32 protein-coding genes are annotated in these 26,947 nt (G+C 61.9%); 20 read left to right on the top strand and 12 right to left on the bottom strand.

Features of this window, described 5'->3' with window-relative positions; genetic code table 11:
- Positions 1-58: 58 nt before the first annotated feature.
- Positions 59-1,090, bottom strand: coding sequence for a LacI family DNA-binding transcriptional regulator (locus A9K68_RS02045; RefSeq protein WP_065011547.1), 1,032 nt, complete (start codon positions 1,088-1,090; stop codon positions 59-61).
- Positions 1,091-1,263: 173 nt separating this feature from the next.
- Between A9K68_RS02045 and A9K68_RS02040 the strand changes: the two genes are divergently transcribed.
- From A9K68_RS02040 to A9K68_RS02030, 3 genes are all read left to right on the top strand, one after another.
- Positions 1,264-2,373 carry a fatty acid desaturase family protein gene (locus tag A9K68_RS02040; RefSeq protein WP_065011546.1) on the top strand — a complete coding sequence of 370 codons (1,110 nt, stop codon included), beginning with the start codon at positions 1,264-1,266 and terminating at the stop codon, positions 2,371-2,373.
- Between the two features lie 64 nt (positions 2,374-2,437).
- Positions 2,438-2,752, top strand: coding sequence for a MocE family 2Fe-2S type ferredoxin (locus A9K68_RS02035; RefSeq protein WP_065011545.1), 315 nt, complete (start codon positions 2,438-2,440; stop codon positions 2,750-2,752).
- A 5-nt stretch (positions 2,753-2,757) separates the two neighbouring features.
- Positions 2,758-3,987, top strand: a complete 1,230-nt coding sequence (locus A9K68_RS02030; RefSeq protein ID WP_082982717.1) for an FAD-dependent oxidoreductase — start codon at positions 2,758-2,760, stop codon at positions 3,985-3,987.
- A 72-nt stretch (positions 3,988-4,059) separates the two neighbouring features.
- Here A9K68_RS02030 and A9K68_RS02025 read toward each other — a convergent pair whose 3' ends face one another.
- Both A9K68_RS02025 and A9K68_RS02020 read right to left on the bottom strand, forming a co-directional pair.
- Positions 4,060-4,752 (bottom strand): SDR family oxidoreductase, encoded by a 693-nt coding sequence (locus A9K68_RS02025; protein ID WP_163602979.1) that lies wholly within the window; start codon positions 4,750-4,752, stop codon positions 4,060-4,062.
- Between the two features lie 39 nt (positions 4,753-4,791).
- A complete protein-coding gene (locus tag A9K68_RS02020; RefSeq protein WP_246811278.1) occupies positions 4,792-5,226 on the bottom strand; it encodes a DUF4437 domain-containing protein in 435 nt (144 codons plus the stop codon).
- A gap of 14 nt (positions 5,227-5,240) precedes the next feature.
- Between A9K68_RS02020 and A9K68_RS02015 the strand changes: the two genes are divergently transcribed.
- Complete coding sequence (locus tag A9K68_RS02015; protein ID WP_156768532.1) at positions 5,241-6,308, top strand: AraC family transcriptional regulator; 1,068 nt, start codon at positions 5,241-5,243, stop codon at positions 6,306-6,308.
- A 157-nt stretch (positions 6,309-6,465) separates the two neighbouring features.
- On the opposite strand, the gene A9K68_RS02010 is transcribed toward A9K68_RS02015, so the two are convergent.
- The 5 genes from A9K68_RS02010 to hslV all read right to left on the bottom strand — a co-directional run bounded on the left by A9K68_RS02010 (position 6,466) and on the right by hslV (position 10,777).
- A complete protein-coding gene (locus A9K68_RS02010) occupies positions 6,466-7,425 on the bottom strand; it encodes a DUF1402 family protein (RefSeq protein ID WP_065011539.1) in 960 nt (319 codons plus the stop codon).
- A 255-nt stretch (positions 7,426-7,680) separates the two neighbouring features.
- Positions 7,681-8,994, bottom strand: a complete 1,314-nt coding sequence (gene hslU / locus A9K68_RS02005) for an ATP-dependent protease ATPase subunit HslU (RefSeq protein ID WP_065011538.1) — start codon at positions 8,992-8,994, stop codon at positions 7,681-7,683.
- Positions 8,995-8,998: 4 nt separating this feature from the next.
- Positions 8,999-9,598, bottom strand: a complete 600-nt coding sequence (locus tag A9K68_RS02000; RefSeq protein ID WP_065011537.1) for a DUF2585 domain-containing protein — start codon at positions 9,596-9,598, stop codon at positions 8,999-9,001.
- Positions 9,599-9,636: 38 nt separating this feature from the next.
- Entirely contained in the window at positions 9,637-10,152 is a 516-nt protein-coding gene (locus tag A9K68_RS01995; protein ID WP_065011675.1) for a GNAT family N-acetyltransferase, read from the bottom strand.
- Between the two features lie 73 nt (positions 10,153-10,225).
- Complete coding sequence (hslV, locus tag A9K68_RS01990; RefSeq protein WP_065011536.1) at positions 10,226-10,777, bottom strand: ATP-dependent protease subunit HslV; 552 nt, start codon at positions 10,775-10,777, stop codon at positions 10,226-10,228.
- Positions 10,778-11,001: 224 nt separating this feature from the next.
- Here hslV and hisB point away from each other — a divergent pair, with 224 nt between their 5' ends.
- The 10 genes from hisB (at position 11,002) to A9K68_RS01940 (ending at position 17,334) form a co-directional block, all read left to right on the top strand.
- Entirely contained in the window at positions 11,002-11,601 is a 600-nt protein-coding gene (gene hisB, locus A9K68_RS01985) for an imidazoleglycerol-phosphate dehydratase HisB (protein WP_065011535.1), read from the top strand.
- Between the two features lie 3 nt (positions 11,602-11,604).
- Positions 11,605-12,078 carry a DUF2628 domain-containing protein gene (locus A9K68_RS01980; RefSeq protein ID WP_065011534.1) on the top strand — a complete coding sequence of 158 codons (474 nt, stop codon included), beginning with the start codon at positions 11,605-11,607 and terminating at the stop codon, positions 12,076-12,078.
- A gap of 1 nt (position 12,079) precedes the next feature.
- Positions 12,080-12,730 (top strand): imidazole glycerol phosphate synthase subunit HisH, encoded by a 651-nt coding sequence (gene hisH / locus A9K68_RS01975; RefSeq protein ID WP_065011533.1) that lies wholly within the window; start codon positions 12,080-12,082, stop codon positions 12,728-12,730.
- Positions 12,731-12,734: 4 nt separating this feature from the next.
- Positions 12,735-13,025: a DUF1330 domain-containing protein gene (locus tag A9K68_RS01970; protein ID WP_029347422.1), complete on the top strand. Its 291-nt coding sequence runs from the start codon at positions 12,735-12,737 to the stop codon at positions 13,023-13,025.
- Positions 13,026-13,027: 2 nt separating this feature from the next.
- Complete coding sequence (gene hisA, locus A9K68_RS01965; RefSeq protein ID WP_065011532.1) at positions 13,028-13,777, top strand: 1-(5-phosphoribosyl)-5-[(5-phosphoribosylamino)methylideneamino]imidazole-4-carboxamide isomerase; 750 nt, start codon at positions 13,028-13,030, stop codon at positions 13,775-13,777.
- The gene (locus A9K68_RS01960; protein ID WP_065011531.1) at positions 13,774-14,610 is read left to right on the top strand and encodes an arginase family protein; all 837 of its coding nucleotides are present in this window, start codon (positions 13,774-13,776) and stop codon (positions 14,608-14,610) included. Before hisA ends, A9K68_RS01960 begins: the two co-directional genes overlap by 4 nt.
- Positions 14,610-15,401 (top strand): imidazole glycerol phosphate synthase subunit HisF, encoded by a 792-nt coding sequence (gene hisF, locus A9K68_RS01955; protein WP_065011530.1) that lies wholly within the window; start codon positions 14,610-14,612, stop codon positions 15,399-15,401. The genes A9K68_RS01960 and hisF overlap by 1 nt, the downstream gene beginning before the upstream one ends.
- A gap of 91 nt (positions 15,402-15,492) precedes the next feature.
- A complete protein-coding gene (locus tag A9K68_RS01950) occupies positions 15,493-15,819 on the top strand; it encodes a phosphoribosyl-ATP diphosphatase (protein ID WP_065011529.1) in 327 nt (108 codons plus the stop codon).
- Positions 15,820-15,843: 24 nt separating this feature from the next.
- Positions 15,844-16,803 carry a type I pantothenate kinase gene (gene coaA / locus A9K68_RS01945; protein ID WP_065011528.1) on the top strand — a complete coding sequence of 320 codons (960 nt, stop codon included), beginning with the start codon at positions 15,844-15,846 and terminating at the stop codon, positions 16,801-16,803.
- An 87-nt stretch (positions 16,804-16,890) separates the two neighbouring features.
- Positions 16,891-17,334: a GtrA family protein gene (locus A9K68_RS01940; RefSeq protein WP_065011674.1), complete on the top strand. Its 444-nt coding sequence runs from the start codon at positions 16,891-16,893 to the stop codon at positions 17,332-17,334.
- Between the two features lie 66 nt (positions 17,335-17,400).
- Here the strand turns inward: A9K68_RS01940 and A9K68_RS01935 are convergent, their stop codons facing one another.
- From A9K68_RS01935 to A9K68_RS01920, 4 genes are all read right to left on the bottom strand, one after another.
- Positions 17,401-18,018 (bottom strand): alpha-ketoglutarate-dependent dioxygenase AlkB, encoded by a 618-nt coding sequence (locus A9K68_RS01935; protein WP_065011527.1) that lies wholly within the window; start codon positions 18,016-18,018, stop codon positions 17,401-17,403.
- A 99-nt stretch (positions 18,019-18,117) separates the two neighbouring features.
- Positions 18,118-18,597 (bottom strand): peptidoglycan-binding protein LysM, encoded by a 480-nt coding sequence (gene lysM / locus A9K68_RS01930; protein WP_065011526.1) that lies wholly within the window; start codon positions 18,595-18,597, stop codon positions 18,118-18,120.
- Between the two features lie 188 nt (positions 18,598-18,785).
- Positions 18,786-19,223 carry an alternative ribosome rescue aminoacyl-tRNA hydrolase ArfB gene (gene arfB / locus A9K68_RS01925; RefSeq protein ID WP_065011525.1) on the bottom strand — a complete coding sequence of 146 codons (438 nt, stop codon included), beginning with the start codon at positions 19,221-19,223 and terminating at the stop codon, positions 18,786-18,788.
- Between the two features lie 105 nt (positions 19,224-19,328).
- Entirely contained in the window at positions 19,329-20,939 is a 1,611-nt protein-coding gene (locus tag A9K68_RS01920) for a phosphoenolpyruvate carboxykinase (protein ID WP_065011524.1), read from the bottom strand.
- Positions 20,940-21,283: 344 nt separating this feature from the next.
- Here A9K68_RS01920 and A9K68_RS01915 point away from each other — a divergent pair, with 344 nt between their 5' ends.
- The 6 genes from A9K68_RS01915 (at position 21,284) to ahcY (ending at position 26,929) form a co-directional block, all read left to right on the top strand.
- Positions 21,284-21,985 (top strand): response regulator transcription factor, encoded by a 702-nt coding sequence (locus A9K68_RS01915; RefSeq protein ID WP_065011523.1) that lies wholly within the window; start codon positions 21,284-21,286, stop codon positions 21,983-21,985.
- 84 nt (positions 21,986-22,069) lie between these two features.
- Entirely contained in the window at positions 22,070-23,851 is a 1,782-nt protein-coding gene (locus A9K68_RS01910; RefSeq protein WP_029347437.1) for a sensor histidine kinase, read from the top strand.
- A 106-nt stretch (positions 23,852-23,957) separates the two neighbouring features.
- On the top strand, positions 23,958-24,419 hold the full coding sequence (locus A9K68_RS01905) for a serine kinase (protein ID WP_065011673.1): 462 nt from the start codon (positions 23,958-23,960) through the stop codon (positions 24,417-24,419).
- 164 nt (positions 24,420-24,583) lie between these two features.
- Positions 24,584-24,985: a PTS sugar transporter subunit IIA gene (locus tag A9K68_RS01900; RefSeq protein WP_029347440.1), complete on the top strand. Its 402-nt coding sequence runs from the start codon at positions 24,584-24,586 to the stop codon at positions 24,983-24,985.
- A complete protein-coding gene (locus tag A9K68_RS01895; protein ID WP_029347441.1) occupies positions 24,982-25,278 on the top strand; it encodes an HPr family phosphocarrier protein in 297 nt (98 codons plus the stop codon). Before A9K68_RS01900 ends, A9K68_RS01895 begins: the two co-directional genes overlap by 4 nt.
- A gap of 250 nt (positions 25,279-25,528) precedes the next feature.
- Positions 25,529-26,929, top strand: coding sequence for an adenosylhomocysteinase (ahcY, locus tag A9K68_RS01890; RefSeq protein ID WP_065011522.1), 1,401 nt, complete (start codon positions 25,529-25,531; stop codon positions 26,927-26,929).
- Positions 26,930-26,947: the final 18 nt, after the last annotated feature.

Genomic DNA, 26,947 nt, shown 5'->3' with positions numbered 1-26,947 from the left:
TCGTGGTGCCCGATCTGAACCTGGATGCATTGGCTGAGCCTAGATGTTTTGCCCGAATCTAGATGTTTTCCGGCAGATAGATGTCGAAGGGCAGGAAGGTCTGGCCCGGCGCGTTGGCAGCGCCTGCCTCGATGGCATGCGCCATCAGATCGACAAGCTCGCGGCATAGTGCTGCCAGCGGCGTCGAAATCACCATGGTCAGGATGTTGTCGGCGAGCGCCGCGCGCGACTCGGCGTTGATCTCATTGCAAACGACCACCGGCATATTTACCGGCCTCGCTGCCCTGAGCGCGGAAACCGCGCCTTCCATGCCGCCGCCGGCGACGTAGCAGCCGGCAAGATCCGGGTACCGCGCCAGAAGATCGATCATCGCATCATGGGTCACCTGGTTGGCTTCCAGGTTGACCAGCGTCTCCATCACCGTGAATTCCGGCGCATGCTCGCGGAAAAATGATCTGAAGCCGATCTCGCGTAGCTCATGGCCATGGAAGCGATGGCTGCCGACAAAAAGCGCTACCTTGCCAGGCTTCCTCGCCGCCCTGGCGATCATCCAGGCCGCGGTGCGACCGACCTTGCGGTTGTCGAGGCCGACATAGCCCTCGCGGATGCCAGCGGCAAAGTCGGATAGCAGGGAGAAGACGGGTTGCCCCCTTGCCTTCAGGGTCTCGACGGCTGCCGTCAGCGTCGGATGGTCCGGACCGACAAGGGCGACCGCCCTGGACTTCGCCGCCAGCTTGCGCATCTGGGCGGCGATCTCGTCGGGGGCCAGCGAACTGGCGAAATCGATGGTTGCGACGCCGCGGAAGCGCTGCGATTGCGACACCGCCAGTTCGAGTTCCCGCGCGAAATCACTGTAGAAAACATCATTGCCCCTCAGCAGCAGAAAGCCGAGCCGATATTCCGGCAGTTCCTGGCGCATCCGCTGCTTGATCAGCCCGGCGGCGTGGTAGCCGATGCTGGTGGCGGCCTCATAGACGCGGCGCGCGGTTTCCTCGCGCACCGGCAGGCGGTTGTTCAGCACCCGGTCGACGGTGGCGACGCTGACGCCGGAGGTGCGCGCCAGATCGGTGATGGTCGGCCGTTTTGCCATGGCTATCTCTCCGCTTGCCAAATTGGTTTACATCATTCTGATGGAAAATGATAGAAACCATCTTTGTGATATTGAGCCTATCATGGCTTGGCGTTACTTCTAGGCTTCGAGGCCTGCAACCACGGCCTGGTCATTGACCGGGCGGATTGCAGGACGCTGGTGGAGGCACTCTCATGGACGCAATGTTCGACGCAGCACCGTCCCGGCGCGACTACAGCCTGATCGGCCGCGACGCCAAGCTCGCCGTCGAGACCGGGCTGGCGGCGGCCGAATGGTATCATACCGATATCCCGCGCAAGCAGATGAAGGAGCTAATGCAGCGCTCCGACGGCCCGGCGATCCGCGACACCATCATCTGGCTCGCCGTCCTGATCCTTAGCGGCGCAGGCGGCGCCTGGTTCTGGGGCACCTGGTGGTGCGTGCCGTTCTTCTTCGTCTATGGCGTCGTTTACGGCTCTTCCACCGATTCCCGCTGGCACGAATGCGGTCACGGCACCGCGTTCAGGACGCAGTGGATGAACGACGTGATCTATCAGCTCGCCTGCTTCATGATCATGCGCAATCCGGTGACCTGGCGCTGGAGCCATACCCGGCATCACACCGATACGATCATCGTCGGCCGCGATCCAGAAATCGCGGTGATGCGCCCACCGGACCTGTTGCGCGTCGTGCTCAATTTCTTCGGCATTGTCGATGCCTGGCATGCCATGAGCGACATGGTGCGCAATGCGGCCGGCATCATCAGCCCGGCGGAAAAGACCTTCATTCCCGAGCAGGAGCAGCCAAAGGCGATCCGCATTGCCCGCATCTGGACCGCGATCTATGCCGCGACCATCGTGCTGGCAATTTATAGCGGGTCGTTCCTGCCCTTGATGCTGGTCGGTCTGCCCCGGCTTTACGGCGCCTGGCATCATGTCATGACCGGCCTGCTGCAGCATGGCGGCCTCGCCGAAAATGTAGTCGACCATCGCCTCAACAGCCGCACCGTCTACATGAACCCGATCAGCCGCTTCATCTACTGGAACATGAACTACCATGTCGAGCACCATATGTTCCCGATGGTGCCCTACCACGCGCTGCCCAGGCTGCACGAGATGATCAAGCACGACCTGCCAGCGCCGACGCAGTCGATCCTGGCCGGCTATCGCGAGATGGTGCCTGCCTTCCTGCGCCAGCTGCGCAATGAAGACTATTTCCTCAAGCGCGAACTGCCGCCGACCGCGAAGCCCTATCGCGAGGAATTTCACAACGACAACGATGCTGTCGCGGCAGCAGCGGAATGATATGCGCCCATGCCAAGCAACATGCCGGGCAAGCTGACCAAGCAAAATTCTGCCGGGAGGACTGATGAGCGACTGGGTCGAGGCCTGTGACGCCGAAGACATCGACGAAGAGGACGTGATGCGGTTCGACCATGGCGGACGCACCTTCGCCATCTATCGCAGCCCCGACGACGAATATTTCGCGACGGACGGTTTGTGCACGCATGAGAAGGTGCATCTGGCTGACGGGCTGGTGATGGACGACATCATTGAATGCCCGAAGCACAATGGCCGCTTCAGCTACAAGACCGGTGCGGCCAGGGGCGCGCCGGTCTGCGTCAATCTCAGGACTTATCCGGTCAAGCTCGACGCCGGCAAAGTCCTGGTGCAGATAGTGTGACGGTGATGACGAAGGGGATGGTCATCATCGGTGCCGGCGAATGCGGCGGGCGGGCTGCCTTGGCGTTGCGCGATCTCGGCTATGACGGGCCGGTGACGCTGATCGGTGACGAGCCGCATCTGCCCTATGAGCGGCCGCCGCTGTCGAAAGAAGCGATGGCTAGTGATGCGCCCGAGATCAAGGCGATCGCCAGCGATGAAATACTGTCCGAGAGGTCGATCCGGCATATCCATTCGGTTCAGGCGATGGCGATCGACTGCGCGGCGCACGTCGTGCACCTGTCGGACGGTGCGGTCCTGCCTTACGACAAACTCTTGCTGGCGACCGGCTCAACTCCGCGTAAGCTGCCGATGCCGGGGCTTGGCGCGCGCTGCGTCTACCTCCGGACCTTTAATGACGCGCTGGCCATTCGCGCGCATCTCAGCGCCGGAAACCGAATCGCCATCGTCGGCGGCGGCTTCATCGGTCTTGAGCTCGCCGCCGCGGCACGCAGGCTGGGGGCCACGGTCACCGTCATCGAGGCGCAGCCGCGGATCCTGATGCGCGGCGTGCCGGCCGAGATCGCCAAAATCATCCACGAGGCGCATGAAGCCGAAGGCGTCAAAATCCTGTGCGGCGACGGCATCGCGGCGATCGCCGACGACGGCGCCGGGGTGCGCATCGCGCTTGCGGGCGGAAAGGACATCGTCGCCGACCTGGCAGTGATCGGCATCGGCGCCGTGCCGGTGACCGGACTTGCCGCGGAAGCGGGGCTGACGATCGACAACGGCATAGCTGTCGATGCCGAGCTTCGCACCAGCGATCCGGCCATCTTCGCCGCCGGCGATTGCTGCTCGTTTCCGCTTGCCGTCTATGGCGGCCGGCGCGTGCGGCTGGAAGCCTGGCGGAACGCGCAGGAGCATGGCGCGCTTGCGGCCAGGAACATGCTTGGCGCCGGTGAAAGCCACGCGGCGGTGCCATGGTTCTGGTCGGATCAATACGGCCTGACCTTGCAGATATCAGGCCTGTCGGACGAGGGCAGCAAGGTTGTGCGCCGCGACCTCGACGATGGCGCCTTCATCTTGTTCCACCTCGCCGAGGACGGCAGGCTGGTCGCGGCGAGCGGCATCGGCCCAGGCAATTCCGTCGGCCGCGACATAAGGCTGGCCGAGATGCTGATCGCCAAGAGGGCAAAGCCGGCGCCAGATGCGCTCGGCTCGCAAACGATCAAGCTGAAGTCGCTGCTGGCGGCGTGAGCCGCGGCGGGTTCCCCGAACTATTGGAAGAAATGACGGAACGCGCCCAGACGAAGGCAAGCTCTGTCTTTGTCAGGCAATCAGCAGGCCTCCATCCACAACCAGAATTCCACCTGTCGTATATGGATTGCGCATTGCGAAGATAATCGCATCCGCCAAATCTTCCGGCTGTCCAAAGCGGCGAGCGGGCAGCGAGGTTTCAGCCCACTTGGCACTTTGCTCACGGCGTGCGCTGTTTATAGGCGTATCCACCAGCCCTGCCATGACCACGGTCACGCGAACGGGTGAAAGCTCCCTGGCAAGCGCCTTGCCGAAACCCGGAATGGAAGCACCTTCAGCGGCAAGAAGGGAGAACCCCATAGCGGGAGGGCGGACCGCCGCCGCGCCGCACATCATCACGATCGAGCCAGTGGGCGAAAGGCGATGCGCTGCAGCCTGCACGACTGTGAAGTAACCTCGCATCTTGTCGAAGCTGCGTTCGACATCCTCATCCGTCAGATCGGCGAGCGGCTTTGCCCGCGCCAGTTCGTCGGCGACTGCAGTGAGGACCAGATGGTCAATTGTGTCGTAATCGGCAAGGGCATTGGCGACGCCAACCGCATCGCGCATATCGGCTGCATGAAGCCGCACATGTCCCCGCATGCCTTCTGATGCGCGTTGGAGCTTGTCCATGGAGCGGGACATCATAACGACCTCCGCGCCGCGGGCCGCCACCTCCCAAGCCACGGCATGCCCGATTCCCGAGCTCGCGCCGACGACAACCACCCTCTGTCCTTCCAGGTCACGCTCCATGTTGATGTCCAGCTATCGGCTCTTGAAAAGAGTGGAATAAGGTTCGGTGTTGATAAGAAGGATCACGCACTGCTTTTCCGACATACAGGCATCGGCATGCATCTGGTCTGCCTTCCGGGTCCAATATGATCCGGGCTGCAGCTCGATGTTTCGGCCCTCACCCGTTTCCGGCACCGAGTGGCTCCAGGTGCCCTCAATGACAATGCCCTGATAGTCTGCCGTATGTGCATGTATCGGTGCTTGCCATCCCCCCGGGACTTTCAGCAGCGTTCCAGCCGGACCCACATCGCGCTTGCCCCATAAGGGGCCCAGCCGGTGGGGCTGGTCAGGCATTTCCTCATAATACGGCACCTTCTCAACGGGCAGGTATGTATTCTCCAGGGCGTAAGTCTGAGACGGCAGGATAATAACCGCGGCAACCGCCGCCACGAGCTTTAGCAAAGACACTGACATCTCCCTCAATGTTGCCACGTTGCCACGAATCTACTGGCAGCAGGGAAGAGCCTATTGTGGAATGCCGGACGAACAATGATACTGCGTCCGAGATGTATGCTCGATCATCCAATTCTGCCGATCCTGTCGTCCATCTTCTTGGACAGTTCCTGCGGGATCTCAGGCCAGCGGAAGCGAGTTACTGCCGGGCCGAGGTAACGCGGCCTTGGGGCATCGGCCTGCAATTCCAAAAGGGAATTCGCTTCCATTTCGTCGCCGAAGGCAGCTGTTGGGTGCTTATCGAGGGGTCTGAACCAGAGCGGTTGGACCAGGGCGATGTCGTGCTCCTGCCACATGGCACCAAACATGTCATCGCCGACGACCCTGAGAGCGCGGTGACCGATCTCACCCTCTTGGGGCCAAGACAGATATCCGGCACAAGCTATTCCCTCAACACCGGCGGCGGGGGTGCCCGATCCCTCATTTTCTGCTGCACCGTGGATTTCGAGGAACCGCTGGCCGATCGATTGATTGGGACCATGCCCGCAAAACTTGTGTTTCGCGAGGGACCGAACCGCACCCGATCTCTCGGCATGCTGCTGGAGGTAATGGCGGCGGAGATGGCGGAAGAAAGCGTCGGCTCGGCCACAATAATGGCCCGTCTGGCCGATGCGGCCATCAGCATCATTGTTCGCGATTGGGCCAGGGATAGCGATGATCATCGCCGAGGCTGGCTCGCTGCGCTGCGCGATCGAGGACTTGGCCCCGCCCTGCTCGACATCCATACGAGACCGGGGGAAAACTGGTCTTTGGCCCGATTGGCGAGAACTGCGGCCATGTCGCGGTCGACCTTCGCCGAACGTTTTTCACATGTGCTTGGGGTATCGCCGGCCCGCTATGTGCTCGAATTCCGAATGCGCGAAGCAAAACGCCTGCTCCTTGACCCGAGCCTGACGATCCCAGCCATCGCCGCGCGCCTGGGATATGCTTCCGAAGCCGCTTTCAGCCGTGCCTTCAAGCGGACCACAGGAAACCCTCCTGGGCAACTTAGGCGCTTACGAACGGCTTCCGAAGTGAGGCGCGAACCCCGAGCCTAAGTGCGGATGAAGGGCATTGCATCAAGGGCAATAGGCTCCCTGGCCGAGTGCCTCGTCCGCCTATTGGCGCATTTGCGCTCTTGTATCGGCTCTCACCAACAGCGGCTCCACCCCAGGGCGGCTGTGGTCGTCAGGTACCAAGCGTCGGATTTAACAACTAAAACAGCGCCTTCAGCTCCGGCAATTTGTCGTTGACCAGCCAGCCATAGTAATTTTCCTCGGGCAGCTTCTCCGGTTCGCCCGCGTCGCGGCGCCTGTCGTTCTCGGCCTTCAGCGCATGGGCACGCTGTTCCGGATTGCCGACATTGTAGAGCGTCGATGTGATGCCGGGATTGTCCGATATGTCGAAGCCGGCAATGCTCTGGTAGGCATCGATGGATTTCCGAATCGTCGCTGCGACATAATCCAATGTCAGGTCCGGATCCATGATGGTCTTGTAGACCGCGTTCGGATCGCCGACGTCGAGCTTCGGCAGGCCGGAAACCTGGTGCACGAGATCGCTCATCTGCAACGCCGTCAGCGGATTGAGCTGACCGAGGCCAAAAGTCTGGCCGGCATAATAGGGCTGGAAGAAAGTGGCGCCGAAGCGGTCGTCGGGGAAGCTCTCACCGCCGACAGTCTTGCCGCGAAAGGACTGGTTCCAAACCTGCTCGCGGCATTCCCAGAGCGCGTAACTGTCCGATTTGCCGGCGCATTCCTGGAATTGCGGCCGCTGCACGAAATCGGTGATGTCCTCGCCTTCATAGGCGAAGGACAGCTTGCTCGACAGATAAGAGATCGCCTTGACGTAGTAGGTCTGCAGCCGGTCGTAGGCGTCGACATTGTAGGTGTGCTCGCCGACTATGGCGCCGACGATATGCATAGGGTCGATGCCATAGGTCGCAGCCGCTTGGCTGATCTTGCCGCGAAGACCGGCGTCGTGCTGCAGCAGCGCATAGACCTTGCGGTATTTTGCCTGGAAGGTGGTGTTGGTGGCTTGGGTGCGCCGGCTCGAGGCGCCCGGTATGTTGGGCTGCTCGGCATGACTGTTGCCCGGCGGGACCATCGTCGCCGCTTCGGCGGCGAACATGGCTGTCGCCAGCGTCAGCCCGAGAATGACGAGGATCAGTTTTTTCATGCGCCGCCGCCTGCAAAAGCGCATGACCCCCGGAATCGATTTTCGGGGTCATGCGCAAAACCAACTGTATAGCGCCCTTTGCACGCCCAACCGATGCGCGGCGCTGTAGTTGCCGGGCAAACTAGGTAAAGCTGGAAGTGGAGTCGAGGGCCCCTGCGCCGGGCAAGACAAATGCTGGCCAGATGCTTCCATTTGGCCACACGTTTCAGAACCTGCCGGCTCCCCCGGCCCATTTCTTGTGGGATGGATCGCCTGCTACAGGATGAAACGCGACAAATCCGTGTTTCTGGACAGGTCGCCGACATGCTTTTGCACATAGGCTGCGTCGATGGTCACCGCCGTGCCGTGCCGGTCCGGCGCGTCATAGGAGATTTCGTCCAGCACCCGCTCCATGACCGTCTGCAGCCGCCTGGCGCCGATGTTCTCGACGCTGGCGTTGAGATCGACCGCAATGCCGGCCAGCGAATCGATGGCGTCGTCGGTGAAGACGAGATCGACGCCCTCGGTCTTCATCAGCGCGATGTACTGCTTGATAAGGCTGGCCTCGGTCTCGGTCAGGATGCGGACGAAATCGTCCTTCTCCAGTGCACGCAGCTCGACGCGGATCGGCAGTCGGCCCTGCAGTTCCGGCAGCAGGTCCGATGGCTTGGCGATGTGAAACGCACCCGATGCGATGAACAGGATGTGGTCGGTCTTCACCGGTCCGTATTTGGTCGCCACCGTTGTGCCTTCGACAAGCGGCAGCAGGTCGCGCTGCACGCCTTCGCGGGAAACACCGGCGCCCATGCCGCCTTCCCGCGAGGCGATCTTGTCGATCTCGTCGAGGAAGACGATGCCGTCGTTTTCGGTCGATTCGAGCGCCCTGCGCACCACCTCGTCCTGGTCGAGCAGCTTGTCGGACTCGTCGCCGACCAGCACCGTGTACGATTCCTTCACCGTCGTCTTGCGCGTCTTGGTCTTCTGGCCGCCCATCGCTTTCGACAGCATGTCGTTGATGTTCAACACGCCGATATTTGCGCCCGGCATGCCGGGAATCTCGAAGCCGGGCATGCCGCCAGTGCCGGTGTCGCTTACTTCGATCTCGATCTCCTTGTTGTCGAGCTCGCCGTCGCGCAGCTTCTTGCGGAAATTGTCACGTGTGCCCGGGCTCGCCGTCTTGCCGACGAGCGCTTCCAGCACACGTTCCTCGGCATTGATATGGGCGCGCGCCTTGACATCCTCGCGCATCTTCTCGCGCACCAGGCCGATGGCGATCTCGACCAGGTCGCGGATGATCTGCTCGACGTCGCGGCCGACATAGCCGACTTCGGTGAACTTGGTCGCCTCGACCTTGACGAACGGCGCACCGGCAAGGCGTGCCAGGCGGCGCGAGATCTCGGTCTTGCCGACGCCGGTCGGGCCGATCATCAGGATGTTCTTCGGCATCACCTCTTCACGCATCTGGCCTTCGAGCTGCTGGCGGCGCCAGCGGTTGCGCAGGGCGATGGCCACGGCGCGCTTGGCGTCCTTCTGGCCGATGATGAAGCGATCGAGTTCCGAAACGATTTCACGGGGCGAGAATGTGCTCATATTCCTAAATTCCACTTTGCCACTGCCGGATGGACTCGAACGGATGCAGCAGCATGATCACGTTGAGCGTCAGATTGTCCCGGATGAGGTAGCCGACACCGAATTCGAAGATGACGGCCAGGGTCACGATCACCCATATAGGAAGCCTGCGCGCCATCACAAATCCCAGCACCATCGCCAGCGTGTCCGCCACCGAATTGATGATGCTGTCGCCATAGTAGTCGAGGGAGATCGTGCCGGCGCGATAGCGCTCGATGATCAACGAGCTGTTCTCGAGAAGTTCCCAACCGCCCTCAATGACGACCGCAAATGCCAGCCTGAGCCCGATCGGCGAGCGCGGGAACAGAGCCCACGCCAGCGCATAGAACAGGAAGCCATGGATGAGGTGCGAGAATGTGTACCAGTCGGAAATATGCTGGGAATTCTCCGAACTCTGCACGATGCCGTGCCACAGCTTGACATAGCCGCATGTGCAGATCGGGGTTCGGCCCATGCCGTAAAGGACTCCAGCCTGGAATATGATCAGGCCGAGGACCAGCAGAAGTCCCATCCGCCAGCTGTCTTCATAGGCCGAGACGGGTTTGTCGGCGCCGGTTGTGCTCATGCTGTTACTGCCCCTCTTCGGCTTTATTCGGCGTCGCCTTATTCGATATCGTCCTCTTCGGCGTCGATTGCCATCAGCACGGCGTCGCCATATTCCGATTGCCTTCGATCGATAGCTCTGAAACCGGCCTTTTCATAGGCGCGGATCGCTCGTCCGTTGGATGGATCCGGGTCGATGATGACACGCGGCGCCCCTTCCTCGAACAGCTGTTCCACGAACTGCCGGACAATTGCCGAGCCGTGGCCGCGTCCGATAAGCTCAGGCCTGCCGATCGACAAATCTATGCCGAGCGTACCGAACGGCTGGTCGCTATAGGGATGGCCGTCTTCCAGATGCGGGTCGTAGCTCTGCATGTAGCCGATCGGCTCGCCATCGAGCTCGATGATCAGCGGTTCGACGGAAATGCTGTCGATGTGTTGGCGGATCTGGGCGATCTCCGTCTCGGGATCATCCCACCACTCCGCGACATGCGGCTCGGCCAGCCATGCCGCAATCATCGGCAGGTCCGACTCCGTCACCGGCCGAAAATCGTATCTATTTTCTTGTTTGGCCATGATCTTCTCCGAACCGAAGGTCAGCGGAGCAAAAACCGGTTTCCACTTTTCTGGATCATGGCCAGCGGCCGGTTCAGCCGGCATCGAGCGTTTCGATGACGAAGTTGTTGTTGGTGTAGACGCAAATGTCGGATGCGATCTGCATCGCCTTGCGCGCGATCTCCTCGGCATCTTTGTCGGTGTCCATCAGTGCGCGCGCCGCGGCTAGCGCGTAATTGCCGCCCGAACCGATGGCCATGACGCCATGTTCGGGTTCGAGCACGTCGCCGGTGCCGGTCAGCGCCAGCGAAACCGATCTGTCGGCAACCAGCATCATCGCTTCAAGCCGGCGCAGATAGCGGTCGGTGCGCCAGTCCTTGGCGAGTTCGACGCAGGCCCGCGTCAATTGCTCCGGATATTGTTCGAGCTTGGCTTCCAGCCGCTCCAGAAGGGTGAAGGCGTCAGCGGTGGCGCCGGCGAAACCGGCAATGACATTGCCGCTTTTGCCGATGCGGCGCACCTTCTTGGCATTGCCCTTCATGATGGTCTGGCCGAGACTGACCTGGCCGTCGCCGGCAATCACCACCTTGCCGCCCTTGCGCACCGTCACGATGGTCGTGGCGTGCATGGTCAGTTCATTCGACATCTTCTGCTCCGATCAGCACCGGTCCCGAAAAGGCGATTGGCGCGTTACGAGTGACTTGATCGGCCATATGTATGCATAGGTCCGATGATTGCAAACCAGCCACCCGCCAGGCTCGATATCCCCTGGCATGGCAACTGGCAATCGCCGGATCATGCTGCTAGAAGGCTCTCGTTTTCAAGCACGTGGACGCTTGGAACGTCTGAACTCTGGACAAGGATGAGGTCATGCCGCCCCGTTCCGCCAACGCCAGCCGCAAGACTGGGGAGACCGACATCTCCGTGTCGGTCCAGGTCGACGGCTCGGGAAAATCCGATATTTCGACGGGCGTCGGTTTCTTCGACCACATGCTGGACCAGCTGTCGCGGCATTCGCTGATCGACATGACAGTCAAGGCCAAGGGCGATCTGCACATAGACGACCACCACACGGTCGAGGACACCGGCATCGCGCTCGGCCAGGCGCTGGCCAAGGCGTTGGGCGAGCGGCGCGGCATCATGCGCTATGCCTCGGTCGATCTCGCCATGGACGAGACGCTGACGCGCGCGGCGATCGACGTTTCCGGCCGTCCTTTCCTTGTCTGGAACGTTGCGTTCTCGTCGCCGAAGATCGGCACGTTCGACACCGAACTGGTGCGCGAATTCTTCCAGGCCCTGGCGCAGAATGCCGGCATCACGCTGCATGTAGCCAACCACTACGGCGCAAACAATCATCACATCGCCGAGACCTGCTTCAAGGCGGTGGCGCGCGCGCTGCGTTTCGCGCTTGAAAGCGACCCGCGCCAGCCGGATGCGGTTCCGTCCACCAAGGGATCTCTGAAGGGATAGGCCATGGCCGTCTATGTCGTGATGGAACCGCCGGGCCGCGGCGAAAAGCCTGATGTAACCTTTGTCCGGGATGGTTTTTCCTGGCTCGGCTTCCTCGTGTCGCCGCTGTGGTTGCTCTGGCACCGGTTGTGGATCGAGGCAGCACTGGCGTTTGTCGCCATGGCTCTGCTTTCGATGCTTGCCGAAGGGCTGAGGCTTGGGCTGGCCGGCCCGCTGCTGTCGCTGCTTGTATCGCTCTATGTCGGGCTGGAGGGTCAGGCCTTGCGGATCGCCGCACTGCGCCGTCGTGGCTGGCATGAATGGGGCGTCGTCGAGGCCAACAGGCTCGACGATGCCGATACGCGCTATGTGCTGGAAGCCGAAGCGCAAGCGGACGAGCAAGCGCCAGTGCCGCGCATCGTTCCGGACGCCGCCCATGCCCGGCCGACACATATGGGCATCGCGCTAGGGTTGAACCACACTCCCGGAAGACCCTGACATGCGGGCCGCGATCATCGATTACGGCTCGGGCAACCTGCGCTCGGCCACCAAGGCCTTCGAGCGCGCCGCGCATGAAGCCGGTATCGCCGCAGCGATCGACCTGACCGCCGATGCCGAGCGTGTCAGGACCGCCGATCGCATCGTCCTGCCCGGCGTCGGCGCATATGCCGATTGCGCGGCCGGGCTGCGCGCTGTGGCCGGCATGTGGGAAGCGGTCGAGGAGGTCGCGATCGTCAAGGGGCGGCCATTCCTCGGCATCTGCGTCGGCATGCAGCTGATGTCGGAGCGGGGCCTGGAAAAGACCGTTACAAAAGGTTTTGGCTGGATCGCCGGCGACGTCAAGGAGATCACCCCGGCCGATCCTGCGCTGAAGATCCCACAGATCGGCTGGAACACGATCGAGCTCACGCGCAAGCATCCGCTGTTTTCCGGCATTCCGACCGGCGCCAAGGGACTGCACGCCTATTTCGTTCATTCCTACCATCTCGACGCGCAGAAGCCGGAGGAGGTGCTGGCGATTGCCGACTACGGTGGTCCGGTGACGGCCGCTGTTGTCAGCGGCAATCTCGCCGGCACGCAGTTTCATCCCGAAAAGAGCCAGGCGCTTGGCCTGGCGCTGATCACCAATTTTCTGCGCTGGAGGCCCTAGGATCATGAGTAAGAAAGGCTACTGGGTGGTCATGCTCACGGTGACTGACCCCGACGGTTATCAGCGCTACCGTGACGCCATCGGTGACGCCATTTCGCGCTACGACGGCCGCTATCTCGTGCGCGGCGGACAGGTCACAAACCCAGAAGGATCGGAATTTGACAGGCATGTTGTGGTCGAGTTCGACTCTTATCAGACAGCGCTGAACTGTTACCAGTCGCCGGCCTATCAGACCGCACTGCGGAATCGACTGGCGGCTTCGACCGGCCATTTCGCGATCGTCGAGGGCGCCTGAAAGTGATCCTGTTCCCGGCCATCGACCTCAAGGACGGCAAGTGCGTGCGCCTGAAGCACGGCGATATGGCGACTGCGACGATCTACAATGACGACCCGGCCGCGCAGGCCAGGGCCTTCGAGCAACAAGGCTTTGAATGGCTGCATGTCGTTGACCTCAACGGCGCCTTCAAGGGCCAGAGCGTCAACAGCGCGGCGGTCGGCGCCATCCTCAAGGTGACGAAAAACCCGGTGCAGCTCGGCGGCGGCATCCGCACCCTGGCGCAGGTCGAGGACTGGCTCGATCGCGGGCTGGCGCGGATCATCCTCGGCACGGTGGCCGTGCGCGATCCGGATCTGGTCAGGCAGGCCTGCAAGGCGTTCCCGGGCAAGATCGCAGTCGGCATCGACGCCAAGGGCGGCAAGGTCGCGGTCGAGGGCTGGGCCGAGGCCTCGAGCCTCGGCGTCATCGAACTGGCGAGGAAGTTCGAGGGCGCCGGCGTCGCCGCCATCATCTACACCGACATCGACCGCGACGGTGTGCTGACCGGCATAAACTGGGATACCACCATCGATCTCGCCGAAGCAGTTTCAATCCCGGTCATCGCCTCCGGGGGGCTTGCCTCGATCGCCGACATCGTGCGCATGACCATGCCCGATGCGCAAAAACTCGAAGGTGCCATCTCCGGCCGCGCGCTTTATGACGGGCGTATCGATCCGGCCGAGGCACTGGCGATCCTGGCGGCAGGACCGGAGAAGGCGAGGGCGCGATGAAACTCTCGGTCATCCTCGCACCCTATGACAGCGGCCTTTATCATGCCGGCTGTGGCCAGGGCCCCGACGCCATCATTGCCGGCGGCCTCGTCGATGAACTTGCCTTTCGCGGCCACGATGTCGTCGTCGAGGACATCGGCGAAGTCGGCGATGCCCAGAAACGCGAAATCGCGACAGGTTTCGCGGTTTGTCGGGCAGTCGCCACCAAGGTCGACATGGCGCGCGACGATGAGCGTTTTCCCATTGTGCTCACCGGAAATTGCCTGACCGCCGCCGGTGCGGTGGCTCGCGATACCGCTGACTCGATCATCTGGATCGATCAGCATGGCGATCTCAACACGCCCGAGACGTCCGCCTACGGCTTTCTCGACGGCATGGCGCTGGCGACGACGCTGGGGCTCTGCTGGCGCCCTATGACGTCAGCGATTCCCGGCTTCCAGGCGATCGACCCGTCGCGGTGCATGCTGGTCGATGCACGCGACCTCGATCCCGATGAAAGGCGGCTTCTGGAGACGTTGCCAATCATTCGCGCCCAATGGGCCGATGCACTCGATAATGTCGGAAAGCTAAAGGCGGCCGGCGCGGCCCAAGTGCATTTGCATCTGGATCTGGATGTTCACGATCCGGATGTGCTGCAAGTGAACCGCTATGCACGGCCGGGAGGTCCAAATCCGGAGCAACTGCGGCAACTGGTTTGCGGGCTGGCCAAGTCGATCCCGATCGTCGGCGTCACCCTGTCCGCCTACGATCCTGCCTTTGACGCCAAGGGCGAGGTTCCGCCTGTCGTTGGGCAATTGCTTGGCGATTTTCTTGCCGCGCTTGCGAGGATGTGATGCTGAAAGCCCGCGTCATCCCCTGTCTCGACGTCAAGAACGGCCGCGTCGTCAAGGGCGTCAACTTCGTCGACCTGGTCGATGCCGGCGATCCGGTCGAGGCGGCCAAGGCCTATGACGCCGCTGGCGCCGACGAACTCTGCTTCCTCGACATCACCGCTTCGTCCGAAAATCGCGAAACCATCTTCGACATCGTCGCCCGCACCGCCGAACAATGCTTCATGCCGCTGACCGTCGGCGGCGGCGTGCGACAGGTCGCCGACATAAGAAAGCTGCTTTTGGCCGGCGCCGACAAGGTGTCGATCAATACGGCGGCGGTGAAGAATCCCGATTTCGTCGCCGAGGCGGCTGACAAATTCGGCAACCAGTGCATCGTCATCGCCATCGATGCCAAGAAAGTATCGGGCGAAGGCGAGGCCGACCGCTGGGAGATTTTTACCCATGGCGGCCGCGAAAAGACCGGCATCGACGCGGTCGAATTCGCTCAGCAGATGGTCGATCGCGGCGCCGGCGAGATCCTGCTGACGTCGATGGACCGCGACGGCACCAAGGCCGGCTACGACATCGCGCTCACCCGCGCGGTAGCCGACGCCGTGCGTGCGCCGGTCATCGCCTCCGGCGGCGTCGGCACGCTCGATCACATGGTCGAGGGCATTCGCGACGGCCATGCCGGCGCGGTGCTGGCGGCATCGATCTTCCATTTCGGCACCTACAGCATTGCCGAAGCCAAGGCGCATATGGCCCGCGCCGGCCTGCCGATGCGACTGGACTCCCCGGGTGATCGGCTCTAAAGCATGATCCCGAACCGAAGGTCCGCGCCAGCGAAAAATGGCAACCGGTTTTCGGAAAAGATCGTGCTTAAACAAGCAGATAGATGGCGCCATGGCTGAGTTTTCGCTTTCCGATCTGGAGACAATCATCAGGGAACGCGCGCATTCCGGCGATCCGGGTTCGTGGACGGCAAAGCTGTTCGCACGCGGCATGGACAAGGCGGCGCAGAAGCTCGGCGAAGAGGCGGTCGAAACGGTGATCGCGGCGGTTGGCGGTGACAGACAAGCCCTCGTTTCGGAAAGCGCCGATCTCATCTATCATTGGCTTGTCGTTCTGGGCGTCGCCGGCATTCCGCTTGCCGATGTCCTGACCGAACTCGAACGCCGCACCGGTCGTTCGGGCATCGCCGAAAAGGCGTCTCGGCAGGACCGGGGCTGATCGCTGCGGAGGGTAGGAAACTCGATGGACCAGCTCGCCCCCACCGAGAAATATTCGCCCTTTCGTTTTTTCTCGGCAGAGCAATGGTCGCAGTTCCGCGCCGACACGCCGATGACGCTCGGCGAGGACGAGGTCCGTCGCCTGCGTTCGCTCAACGACCCGGTCGACCTCGAAGAGGTCAAGCGCATCTATCTTTCGCTGTCCCGGCTGTTGTCGGCACATGTCGAGGCGAGCCAACTTCTGTTCAGGCAGCGCCAGGCCTTCTTCAACGCGGTGGATGTCGTCAAGACGCCCTTCATCATCGGCATTGCCGGCTCTGTCGCGGTCGGCAAATCGACCACGGCGCGCGTGCTCAAGGAATTGCTGGCGCGCTGGCCGTCGAGTCCCAAGGTCGATCTGATCACCACAGACGGCTTCCTGCTTCCCAACGAAATCCTGCGCCGCAACAATCTGATGGAACGCAAGGGCTTTCCCGACAGCTATGACGTCGGCGCATTGCTGCGTTTCCTGTCGGGCATCAAATCGGCGCAGCGCAATGTCCGCGCGCCGGTCTATTCGCACCTGACCTACGACGTCGTTCCCGGCGAGTTCCAGACCATCGACCGGCCCGATATATTGATCTTCGAAGGCATCAACGTGCTGCAGCCGGGCAAGCTGCCGAAGGACGGCAAGATCGTGCCTTTCCTGTCGGATTTCTTCGACTTCGCCATCTATATCGATGCCGAAGAGGAGCTGATCCATCAATGGTACATCGCCCGCTTCATGCGGCTGCGCGAGACAGCCTTCCGCGATCCGGACTCCTTCTTCCACCGCTATTCGCAACTTTCGCAAGCAGCGGCCCGCGCCATCGCCGAGGGCCTGTGGACCAACATCAATCTGAAGAATTTGCGCGAGAACATCCTGCCGACGCGAGCCCGCGCCGATCTCATCCTGCGCAAGGGCGCCAATCATCTGGTCGAGGAAGTGGCGCTCAGGAAGCTGTAACGAAGCGGTTAACGGCGCTTTAGGCAGTGCCCGCTATAGTTCGATTGCCAATTCCAGAGCATTTGTCGGGAGCAGCCGGTGATCAATATGCCTGCATTGCGCCGGCCTGACTTTTCCACCTGGCGCGGCACACTTGCTCCGCGCCGGCTTCTCAAATTCGCCTCGGTGGGGCTTGCGGCCACAGTGCTCTACGCGCTTTGCGCCAGCCTCTTCACCAGCGCCGGGTCAACATACCTGTCGCCGGCCACAGCCTCCGTCGCCGCCTATGCGGTCGCGGCAATATTCTCCTATCTGGGCCACAAGTTCTTCACGTTCATGTCGGCCGGCTCGCATCAATTCGAAGCGCCGCGTTTCGCCGTGCTGACCGGTTTCGGTCTTGCCATCGCCTATCTCCTTCCGCTGCTCCTCGTCGGGCAGTTCGGGCTGCCGGTCGTGATTCCGATACTGCTCACTTGCATTCTCATTCCGGTGGTCAACTTTGTCGTTCTCGAACGCTGGATCTTTTCCGGCAGCGTCAGGCTTGGACCGTGACCCAGAGCGGATGCCGGTTTTGCAAAAATCCGGTGCTTAAACAAGGAGATAGACGGCGATACGACTCTAGCCAGGATAGGTCACCCGCCGCAGCGTCAGATTGATCCGCCCACCATTCCTGAGCAACGCCGAGGTCGACGGATAGATGCGGTCGACGCCGTGAAAACAGAGGCGGCCTTCGCCGCCAAGCACGACGACGTCGCCGCTTTTCAGCCTGAACGATTTGGTGCCGCCCTCGCGCGTGCTCTGGCCGACCCTGAACAGGCAATCGTCGCCCAGTGAAACGGAGACGACCGGTGCGGAGAAATCGATCTCGTCGCGGTCTTGATGAAGGCCCATCTTCGCGTCCGGCGAATAGAAATTGACCAGGCAAGCCTCCGGCGGATGCGGATAGGCGGACACGTCCCGCCACAGCTGCAGCAGCACGTCGGGGATCGGCGGCCAGGGCGCTCCGGTCACCGGGTGCGTCGGCTGGTAGCGATAGCCACGCTCCTTGTCGGTGACCCAGCCGAGCGAACCGCAATTGGTCATGCGCACGCTCATCTCCTTGCCGGTACGGGGCATGGCTGGAACGAACAGCGGAGCGTCCTGCACGACCCGTCTCACATCCTCGACCAGCGCTTCCTGCACCGCGCGGGACAGATAGCCGGGCATGTGGCGGACGCCTTTGGGCAGAACGAGCATGGTCGCTTGATCCGTTGGTCTGGAAGAACCAGAATGTCACCATCAAATGAAAACGGCGACCCGAAAGCCGCCGTTGTCAATTGGCTGTCGCCGATCTGGTCAGGCCTGATCGAGATCCGGTATGCGCAGGACCTGCCCCGGATAGATCTTGTCCGGGTGGGTCAGCATCGGCTTGTTGGCCTCGAAAATGATCGTGTTCTTCGCACCCTTGCCCTTGCCGTAGCTCTTTTCGGCGATCTTCCAGAGATTGTCGCCTTTCTTGACCGTGTAGAAGGTCGGTTCCTTGGCCGGGGCAGCGGGTGTGCCGGATTCGGGGGCGGCGACCTGCAACTCATCCGCCTGCACCTTGGACACGCCGAGCGTGTTGCCGACGGCGATAACCGCCTTTTCGAAGATCGACTGATCCTTGACCACGCCTTTCAGGACAGCCGTATCGCCTTCGACGACGACTTCGACATTGTCGGTGCCGAGCGCGTGCGAATCGAGTTCCTTCTTGAGTGTATCGGCGGTCGGCTCCGGCTCATCGTCGCCGAAGCCGAGCTTCTTGCCGACGCCCTTGACGAAATCAAACATGCCCATCTGCGGTCTCCCTTGCTGTGGCGAATACCGAACTTGCCACCTGCAACCTTGAATTGGAAGCCGTCGACCGCGCGATCGATGTCGCGCCTGCCGCATCGGCCCGAAAATTGGAATCGATTTCGGAAAGCACGATGCGTGGATACAAAATGTCAGGCGTACTGTGTGCGTCCAAGCGGACGCGCGTCGCTCTAATCGTCGTCCACCCGGCCGCGCAATTTCTTGATTGTGCCGCGCCCAGCCTTGGTCTTCAGCCGCCTTTCGACCGCGCCTTTCGACGGCCTCGTCTTCTTGCGCGGCGGCGGCGGCGGTTCGGCGGCCTTGGCGACCAGTTCTGCAAGCCGCGCCCGGGCGTCCGCCCGGTTCTGCTCTTGCGTGCGGAAGCGTCCGGCCTCGATGACGATGACGCCGTCCTTGGTGACGCGCTGGCCGGCCAGCTTTATGGTTCGCTCGCGGACGCGCTCCGACAGGCCCGGCGCATTCGCCGCATCGAAGCGCAATTGCACCGCCGTCGCCACCTTGTTGACGTTCTGGCCGCCAGGGCCGGACGAGCGGATGAAGTCCTCGTGCAGGTCATCCGGATGGATCACCGCATCGTCGGCAATGATGATCTTGTCGTCGGCGTTCATGCCGCAGTCATGGCGCGGCGGACGAAAAAAGAAAAGGCCCGATCCCCGGGTCGGGCCCTCCCGGTTCCGGTCCGGGCCTTGAGGCGCAGGGTACCCAGCCGGCGATTATTCCGCGGCTTCGCGCATGCGCGGCGCGGCGCCGAGCACAATGGCGTCGACATGAGGTTCGAATTTTTCGAAATTGATGGCAAACATGCCGACCAGCCTCGCCGCCTGCAGGTCATAGGCTGAGGTATCGGCCCATGTCGATCTCGGATCGAGAATGGCGCGGTCGACGCCCGCAACCGCCACCGGCACATCGAAACCAAAATTGGCGTCGGTCCGGAAATCGGCCCCTTTCAGCGAGCCGTCGAGCGCCGCGGCAAGCAGCGCCCGCGTCGCCTTGATCGGCATCCGCTTGCCGGTGCCATAGGCGCCGCCGGTCCAGCCGGTATTGACCAGCCAGCAGTCGACACCGTGATGGGCGATCAGCTCGCGCAGCAGATTGCCGTATTCCGACGGATGGCGCGGCATGAATGGCGCGCCGAAACAGGTCGAAAACGTCGCTTCGGGTTCGGTGACGCCCTTTTCGGTCCCAGCCACCTTGGCGGTATAGCCGGAGAGGAAATGATACATCGCCTGCGCCGGAGTCAGCCGGGCGATCGGCGGCATCACGCCGAATGCGTCGGCGGTCAGCATGATGATGTTTTTCGGGTGACCGGCGCGGCCCGTCTTGCTGGCGTTGGGGATGAAATTGAGCGGATAGGCGCAGCGCGTGTTTTCAGTGAGACTGCCGTCGTCGAAATCCGGCACGCGGCCCGCATCGAGCACCACATTCTCCAGGACCGTGCCGAAGCGTTGGGTGGTGGCGAAGATCTCCGGCTCGGCTTCGGCCGAAAGCTTTATCGTCTTGGCATAGCAGCCGCCTTCGAAATTGAAGATGCCATGCGGACCCCAGCCGTGCTCGTCGTCGCCGACCAGCGTGCGCGACGGATCGGCCGACAGCGTCGTCTTGCCGGTTCCCGAGAGGCCGAAGAAGATGGCCGCATCTCCGCCGGCGCCTTCATTGGCCGAGCAGTGCATCGGCATCACGCCCTTCGCCGGCAACAGATAGTTGAGCACGGTGAACACCGATTTTTTCATTTCGCCGGCATAGGAGGTGCCGCCGATCAGCACGATCATGCGCGAGAGATCGACGGCGATCACCGTTCCGGTTCTGGTGCCGTGGCGGACGGGATCGGCACGGAACGACGGCAGGTCAATGATCGTCAAGTCGGGCACAAAATACTCGAGTTCGGCGGCTTCCGGGCGAATGAGCAGATTGCGGATGAACAAGGAGTGCCAGGCAAGCTCCGTGACGACCCTGGTCGTCAGCTTCAAGTCCGCATCGGCGCCGCCGACCAGGTCCTGCACATAAAGATCCTTGTCCGCCGCATGGGCGCGAAAATCGGCGAGCAGCGTGTCGAACTGGGCCGGCGAAATCGCCTTGTTGTTGTCCCACCATACATGCGGCCCGGTGGTCTCGTCGCGCACGACGAATTTGTCCTTGGGCGAGCGGCCGGTGTGCTGCCCGGTCTCGGCGACGAGCGCGCCATGCGCGGTAAGCCGGGCCTCGCCGCGGCGTACCGCTTCCTCGTAAAGGGCGGCTTCGCCGAAATTATAGCGCACCGCGGCCGTGGTCTTTAGGCCGATCCGATCGATCGCCCATGCGGGATTGCGTTTGCCGGCTTCCGACATGAGGGGTTCCTTCTTCGATTTGCAGCATCCTGGCCGGCGAATTTCCGGAGCCCCCACCAAGGAGACTGTAACGGTGACAACCAGAAAAGCCAAATGATATCAAATAATTAATCGATTTAAATATTTTGAAAGTTGTTTAAATCGTTTATATGTGCAAAAAATCAGGCGGTTGCCCAAAGGATTGGCGGTCTTTAACAGTCCAATCCATGTTGAGGTGAAATTATGGCCGCCGGAGTGCCGCTCGTGACAGCGGACGAAGCCTGTGCCACATTTTGTACCTAATTTGTCCTGCAGAAGCCCCTTCTCGACCAAAGAAGGGACAGCTCATGAGGGAGCCACTTGAAATGGCAACAATCGCGCTTGTCGACGACGACCGCAACATTCTGACTTCGGTGTCGATCGCCCTCGAATCGGAGGGGTATCGCGTCGAAACTTACACGGATGGGGCGTCGGCGCTGGAAGGTCTGGCGGCGCGCCCGCCGAATCTCGCCATCCTCGACATCAAGATGCCGCGCATGGACGGCATGGAGCTTCTGCGCCGGATGCGCCAGAAATCCGACCTGCCGGTGATCTTCCTGACGTCCAAGGACGACGAGATCGATGAGCTTTTCGGCCTCAAGATGGGCGCCGACGACTTCATCCGCAAACCCTTCTCGCAGCGTCTTCTGGTCGAGCGGGTTCGCGCCGTGCTGCGCCGTGCCAGCGCCCGCGAGGCGTCGGCCAAGACGCCCAGCCAGCAGGCCCGTTCGCTCGAGCGCGGCCAGCTTGTCATGGACCAGGAGCGTCACACCTGCACCTGGAAGGGCGAGCCGGTGACACTTACCGTCACCGAGTTCCTGATCCTGCATTCTCTGGCCCAGCGCCCCGGTGTGGTAAAAAGCCGTGATGCGCTGATGGATTCGGCCTATGATGAGCAGGTCTATGTCGATGACCGCACCATCGACAGTCACATCAAGCGGCTTCGCAAGAAGTTCAAGGCCGTCGATGATGACTTCGAGATGATCGAAACTCTTTACGGAGTCGGATATCGGTTCCGCGAAGCATGAATTGATGCATGTCGCCCAAAAGTGGTCCCGGTTTTGGGACAACGACATGCTCAAAACTAAAGACTGAGCGGGGGCTGCTATTCGATGGCAGTGGACGTAGAGCGAGTGAGACGGACGGGCGCCCGGCGCCCGTCGCGGATTCTGCCGGCATTCCTGTCGAAAATCACGGTGCCAATGCGCCGTTTCCTAGGCCACCACATCTTTTCCAGCCTGACGCGGCGCATTCTCTTCCTCAACCTCGCCGGCCTGGCCGTCCTGGTCACCGGCATTCTTTACCTCAACACGTTTCGCGACGGGCTGATCGATGCCCGCGTCGAAAGCCTGATGACCCAGGGCGAGATCATCGCCGGCGCGATCGCGGCATCGGCAACGGTCGAGACCGATTCGATCAGCATCGATCCGGAAAAGCTGCTTGAACTGCAGGCCGGCGAAAGCCTCGGCCCCGGCTCCGATCAGCTCGACAATCTCGATTTTCCGATCAATCCGGAGCGCGTCGCGCCGGTGCTTAGGCGCTTGATTTCGCCGACACGGACGCGCGCCCGCATCTATGATCGCGACGCCAATCTGCTGCTCGATTCCCGTCATCTCTATTCGCGTGGCCAGATCCTTCGCTACGACCTGCCGCCGGTCGACGCGGAAGAGCCCGACCTTCTGGAACGTGTCCAGAAGTTCGTCTTCGACTTCTTCCGCAACACCGCGCTGCCGGTCTACCATGAACAGCCGGGCGGCAATGGCGCAGCATTTCCGGAGGTGGTCAAGGCGCTTACCGGCAGCCCGTCGACCATCGTGCGGATCTCCGAACAGGGCGAGCAGATTGTTTCGGTCGCCGTGCCGATCCAGCGCTTCCGCGCCGTCCTCGGCGTGCTGATGCTGTCGACGGAAGGCGGCGACATCGACAAGATCGTCGCGGCCGAGCGCAAGGCGATCCTGCGCGTCTTCGGCATCGCCGCCCTTGTCACCGCGATCCTGTCGATGCTGCTCGCCTCAACCATCGCCAACCCGCTGCGCCGGCTGTCGGCGGCGGCGGTCAGGGTGCGGCGCGGCGTCAAGAATCGCGAGGAAATCCCGGACTTCTCCGACCGGCAGGACGAGATCGGCAATCTGTCGATCGCCGTGCGCGACATGACCAATGCGCTCTACGCCCGCATCGAGGCGATCGAAAGTTTCGCGGCTGACGTCTCGCACGAATTGAAGAACCCGCTGACCTCGCTGCGCAGCGCGGTGGAGACCCTGCCGCTGGCCAAGAACGACACGTCGCGCGGCCGGCTGATGGAGATCATCCAGCACGACGTCAGGCGGCTGGACCGTCTCATCACCGACATTTCCGACGCCTCCCGTCTTGACGCCGAGCTCGCGCGGGAAGACGCAGGAACCGTGGATCTCAAGAAATTCATCACGGATCTGGTCGACGTTTCGCGCACGGCGACGCGTAACAAGAAGACGGTCGATATCGAATTCAAGGTCGCCAAACTGCCGCAGGGCGTCAAAGGCTATTTCGTCGCCGGCCATGATCTGAGGATCGGCCAGGTCATCACCAATCTGATCGAGAATGCCCGCTCCTTCGTTCCTGAAGAGCGCGGTCATATCGCCATATCTCTGGCGCGCGCCGGCAAGGTCAACATCATCACCGTCGATGACAATGGTCCCGGTATCAGGGCCGACAACATCGACCGCATCTTCGAACGCTTCTACACCGACCGGCCGGCCGGCGAGGCGTTCGGCCAGAACTCAGGTCTCGGCCTGTCGATCAGCAGGCAGATCGTCGAAGCCCATGGCGGCACGCTGACCGCCGAGAACATCCCGGGCACCAAACCCGGCGAGATCAAGGGCGCCCGCTTCGTCGTGACACTGCCGGCCGAAGGCTGACGCGTGGCACCGGTTTTCGGACAAGATCATGCGTAAACCAAAAAGCATGACTCCGAAAAGTGGGTCCGCCGCAGCGAAAAGTGGGAACCGGGTTTCGGACAAGATCATGCCTGATCCGACTGTGCAGGCTGAGAACATTCACGGCACGGCGATCCTGATCGGCGAGCGTGGTGTCCTTATCACGGGACCGTCCGGCTCGGGCAAGACGACGCTGGCGCTCGCCCTCATCGATCATTGTCGCCAGCATGGATTGTTTTCGCGGCTGATCGGCGACGACAGGCTCCTCGCTGCCGATCACGCGGGGCGGCTGGTCTGTCGGGTGCCCGCTCCTATCGCCGGCCTCGCCGAGGTGCCCGGATTCGGTCCGCGGCCATTGTCGTTCGAGCCCGGCGGCGTGATCGATCTTCATGTCCGGCTGGTGCCGGCAACCGAGATGGCCCGCTTCCAGGACGATGCCACCGAGCCTATAGCCGGCTGCCCGGTGCCGAGTATTGATCTTGCCGAACGCAATGTTCCGGCGGCCTCGCCGGCCGTGATGGCGCGGCTGCTGATTGCGCCTTTCGTATAATCCGTTTTCGAATTGTTGCTGCAATGCGTCAAAATGGCCTGTGCCTGTGCAATTTTGGGCTTGTCAACGCGCCTCGCGTCGACAAGATAGCGCTCCCGCCGCCTGAAATGGGCCGGCGAGCATGAAACGCCTATGAAGCGGCGATGGACGGGAGCCACCAAAGAATGATCGGACTCGTGCTTGTAACGCACGGTCAACTGGCCGCCGAATTCCGCCATGCCGTGGAACATGTCGTCGGGCCACAAGACAGTTTCGAGACCGTGGCGATCGGCGCCGATGACGATATGGAGCAGCGCCGCAGCGACATCGTCGATGCCGTTGCCCGTGTCGACACCGGGGCGGGCGTCATCGTTTTGACCGATATGTTCGGCGGCACGCCTTCCAATCTCGCGATTTCGGTGATGGAATCCGGTCGTACCGAAGTCATTGCCGGCATGAACCTGCCGATGCTGATCAAGCTGTCCAGCATTCGCAAGGGCGACAATATGAGCGCAGCGCTTGACGAGGCGCAGGCGGCCGGCCGCAAATACATCAATGTCGCCAGCCAGCTGCTGAGCAGCAAATGAACGCACTGTCGGCCAAGAAGAGTGACATCGTCCGGGAATTTCCAATCGTCAACCAGCGTGGCCTGCATGCCCGCGCCTCGGCGAAGTTCGTTCAGGTCGCCAGCGGCTTCGACGCCTCCGTCCAGGTCGAGAAGGACGGCGTCACGGTTGGCGGCACCTCGATCATGGGCCTCATGATGCTGGCGGCGAGCCCCGGCTATTCGATCCGCGTCACCGCCAGCGGCCCGGAGGCCGAGCAGGTGATCGACGCGTTGGAGCAACTGGTCGCCTCCCGCTTCGGCGAGGAGTCCTGACGCCCAGGGCGCCGCGCCTCATTTGGACGCGCAAAGGACGCTTTAGCACCTTGAATTTGCGCATCGTGCTTTCGGAAACCAATTCCGATTTCGGACCGAGGCGTCTCCGAAGACATGCACGGATAAAGATTTCTTTATATCCCATTGTCGTCAGGCCGACGATCTGCTAGTCAGGCCGGCAACTCGCGCCCTTCGACACGCCTTCCGGCGTGGGCGCATCCCGAAGACAATTCTTGATCGGAGCACTGCCATGACGGGTAGCAATGACTATATGGTCGCCGACATCTCGCTTGCCGGCTGGGGCCGCAAGGAGATCGAGATCGCCGAAACCGAGATGCCGGGCCTGATGGCCTGCCGCGAGGAATTCGGCAAGGCGCAGCCGCTCAAGGGCGCGCGCATCACCGGCTCGCTGCACATGACCATCCAGACGGCCGTGCTGATCGAAACGCTGAAGGCGCTCGGCGCCGATATCCGCTGGGCCTCCTGCAACATCTTCTCGACCCAGGACCATGCGGCCGCGGCCATCGCCGAGGCCGGCATTCCGGTCTTCGCCGTCAAGGGCGAGACGCTCGAGGACTACTGGGTCTACACCGACAAGATCTTCCAGTGGGCCGATGGCGGCACCTCCAACATGATCCTCGACGATGGCGGCGACGCCACCATGTACATCCTGATCGGTGCGCGCGCCGAAGCCGGCGAGGATGTGCTCTCCAATCCGGGCAGCGAGGAGGAAGAAATCCTGTTTGCCCAGATCAAAAAGCGCATGGCGGCATCGCCCGGTTTCTTCACCAAGCAGAAGGAAGCGATCCGCGGCGTCACTGAAGAGACCACGACCGGCGTCAACCGGCTCTATCAGTTGCAGAAGAAGGGCCTGCTGCCGTTCCCGGCGATCAACGTCAACGATAGCGTGACCAAGTCGAAATTCGACAACAAATATGGCTGCAAGGAATCGCTGGTCGACGGCATTCGGCGCGGCACCGACACGATGATGGCCGGCAAGGTTGCGGTCGTCTGCGGCTATGGCGACGTCGGCAAGGGCTCTTCGGCGTCGCTCAAGGGCGCCGGCGCCCGCGTCAAGGTCACCGAAGTCGATCCGATCTGCGCATTGCAGGCGGCGATGGACGGTTTCGAAGTCGTCACGCTCGAAGATGCCGCCCCGACCGCCGACATCATCATCACCACCACCGGCAACAAGGATGTCGTCACCATCGACCACATGCGGGCGATGAAGGACATGGTGATCGTCGGCAATATCGGCCACTTCGACAACGAGATCCAGGTGGCGTCGCTGCGCAATCTGAAGTGGACCAACATTAAGCCGCAGGTCGACATGATCACTTTCCCGGACGGCAAGCGGATGATCCTCTTGTCGGAAGGCCGCCTGCTCAATCTCGGCAACGCCACCGGCCATCCGAGCTTCGTCATGTCGGCGTCCTTCACCAACCAGGTGCTGGCCCAGATCGAGCTGTACACCAAGGCCGGCCAGTATCAGAACCAGGTCTATGTCCTGCCGAAGCACCTCGATGAAAAGGTCGCGCGCCTGCATCTCGACAAGCTCGGCGCCCGGCTCACCGAGTTGTCCGGCGAACAGGCTGCCTATATCGGCGTGACCCCGCAGGGACCGTTCAAGCCGGAACACTACCGCTATTAACCACAGCGGAAATTACCA

Source organism: Mesorhizobium sp. AA22 (genome assembly GCF_001672375.2).
GTDB lineage: Bacteria > Pseudomonadota > Alphaproteobacteria > Rhizobiales > Rhizobiaceae > Mesorhizobium > Mesorhizobium wenxiniae.
Note: the sequence above shows the minus strand (reverse complement) of the source record. Positions and strands in the feature narration are given on the sequence as shown.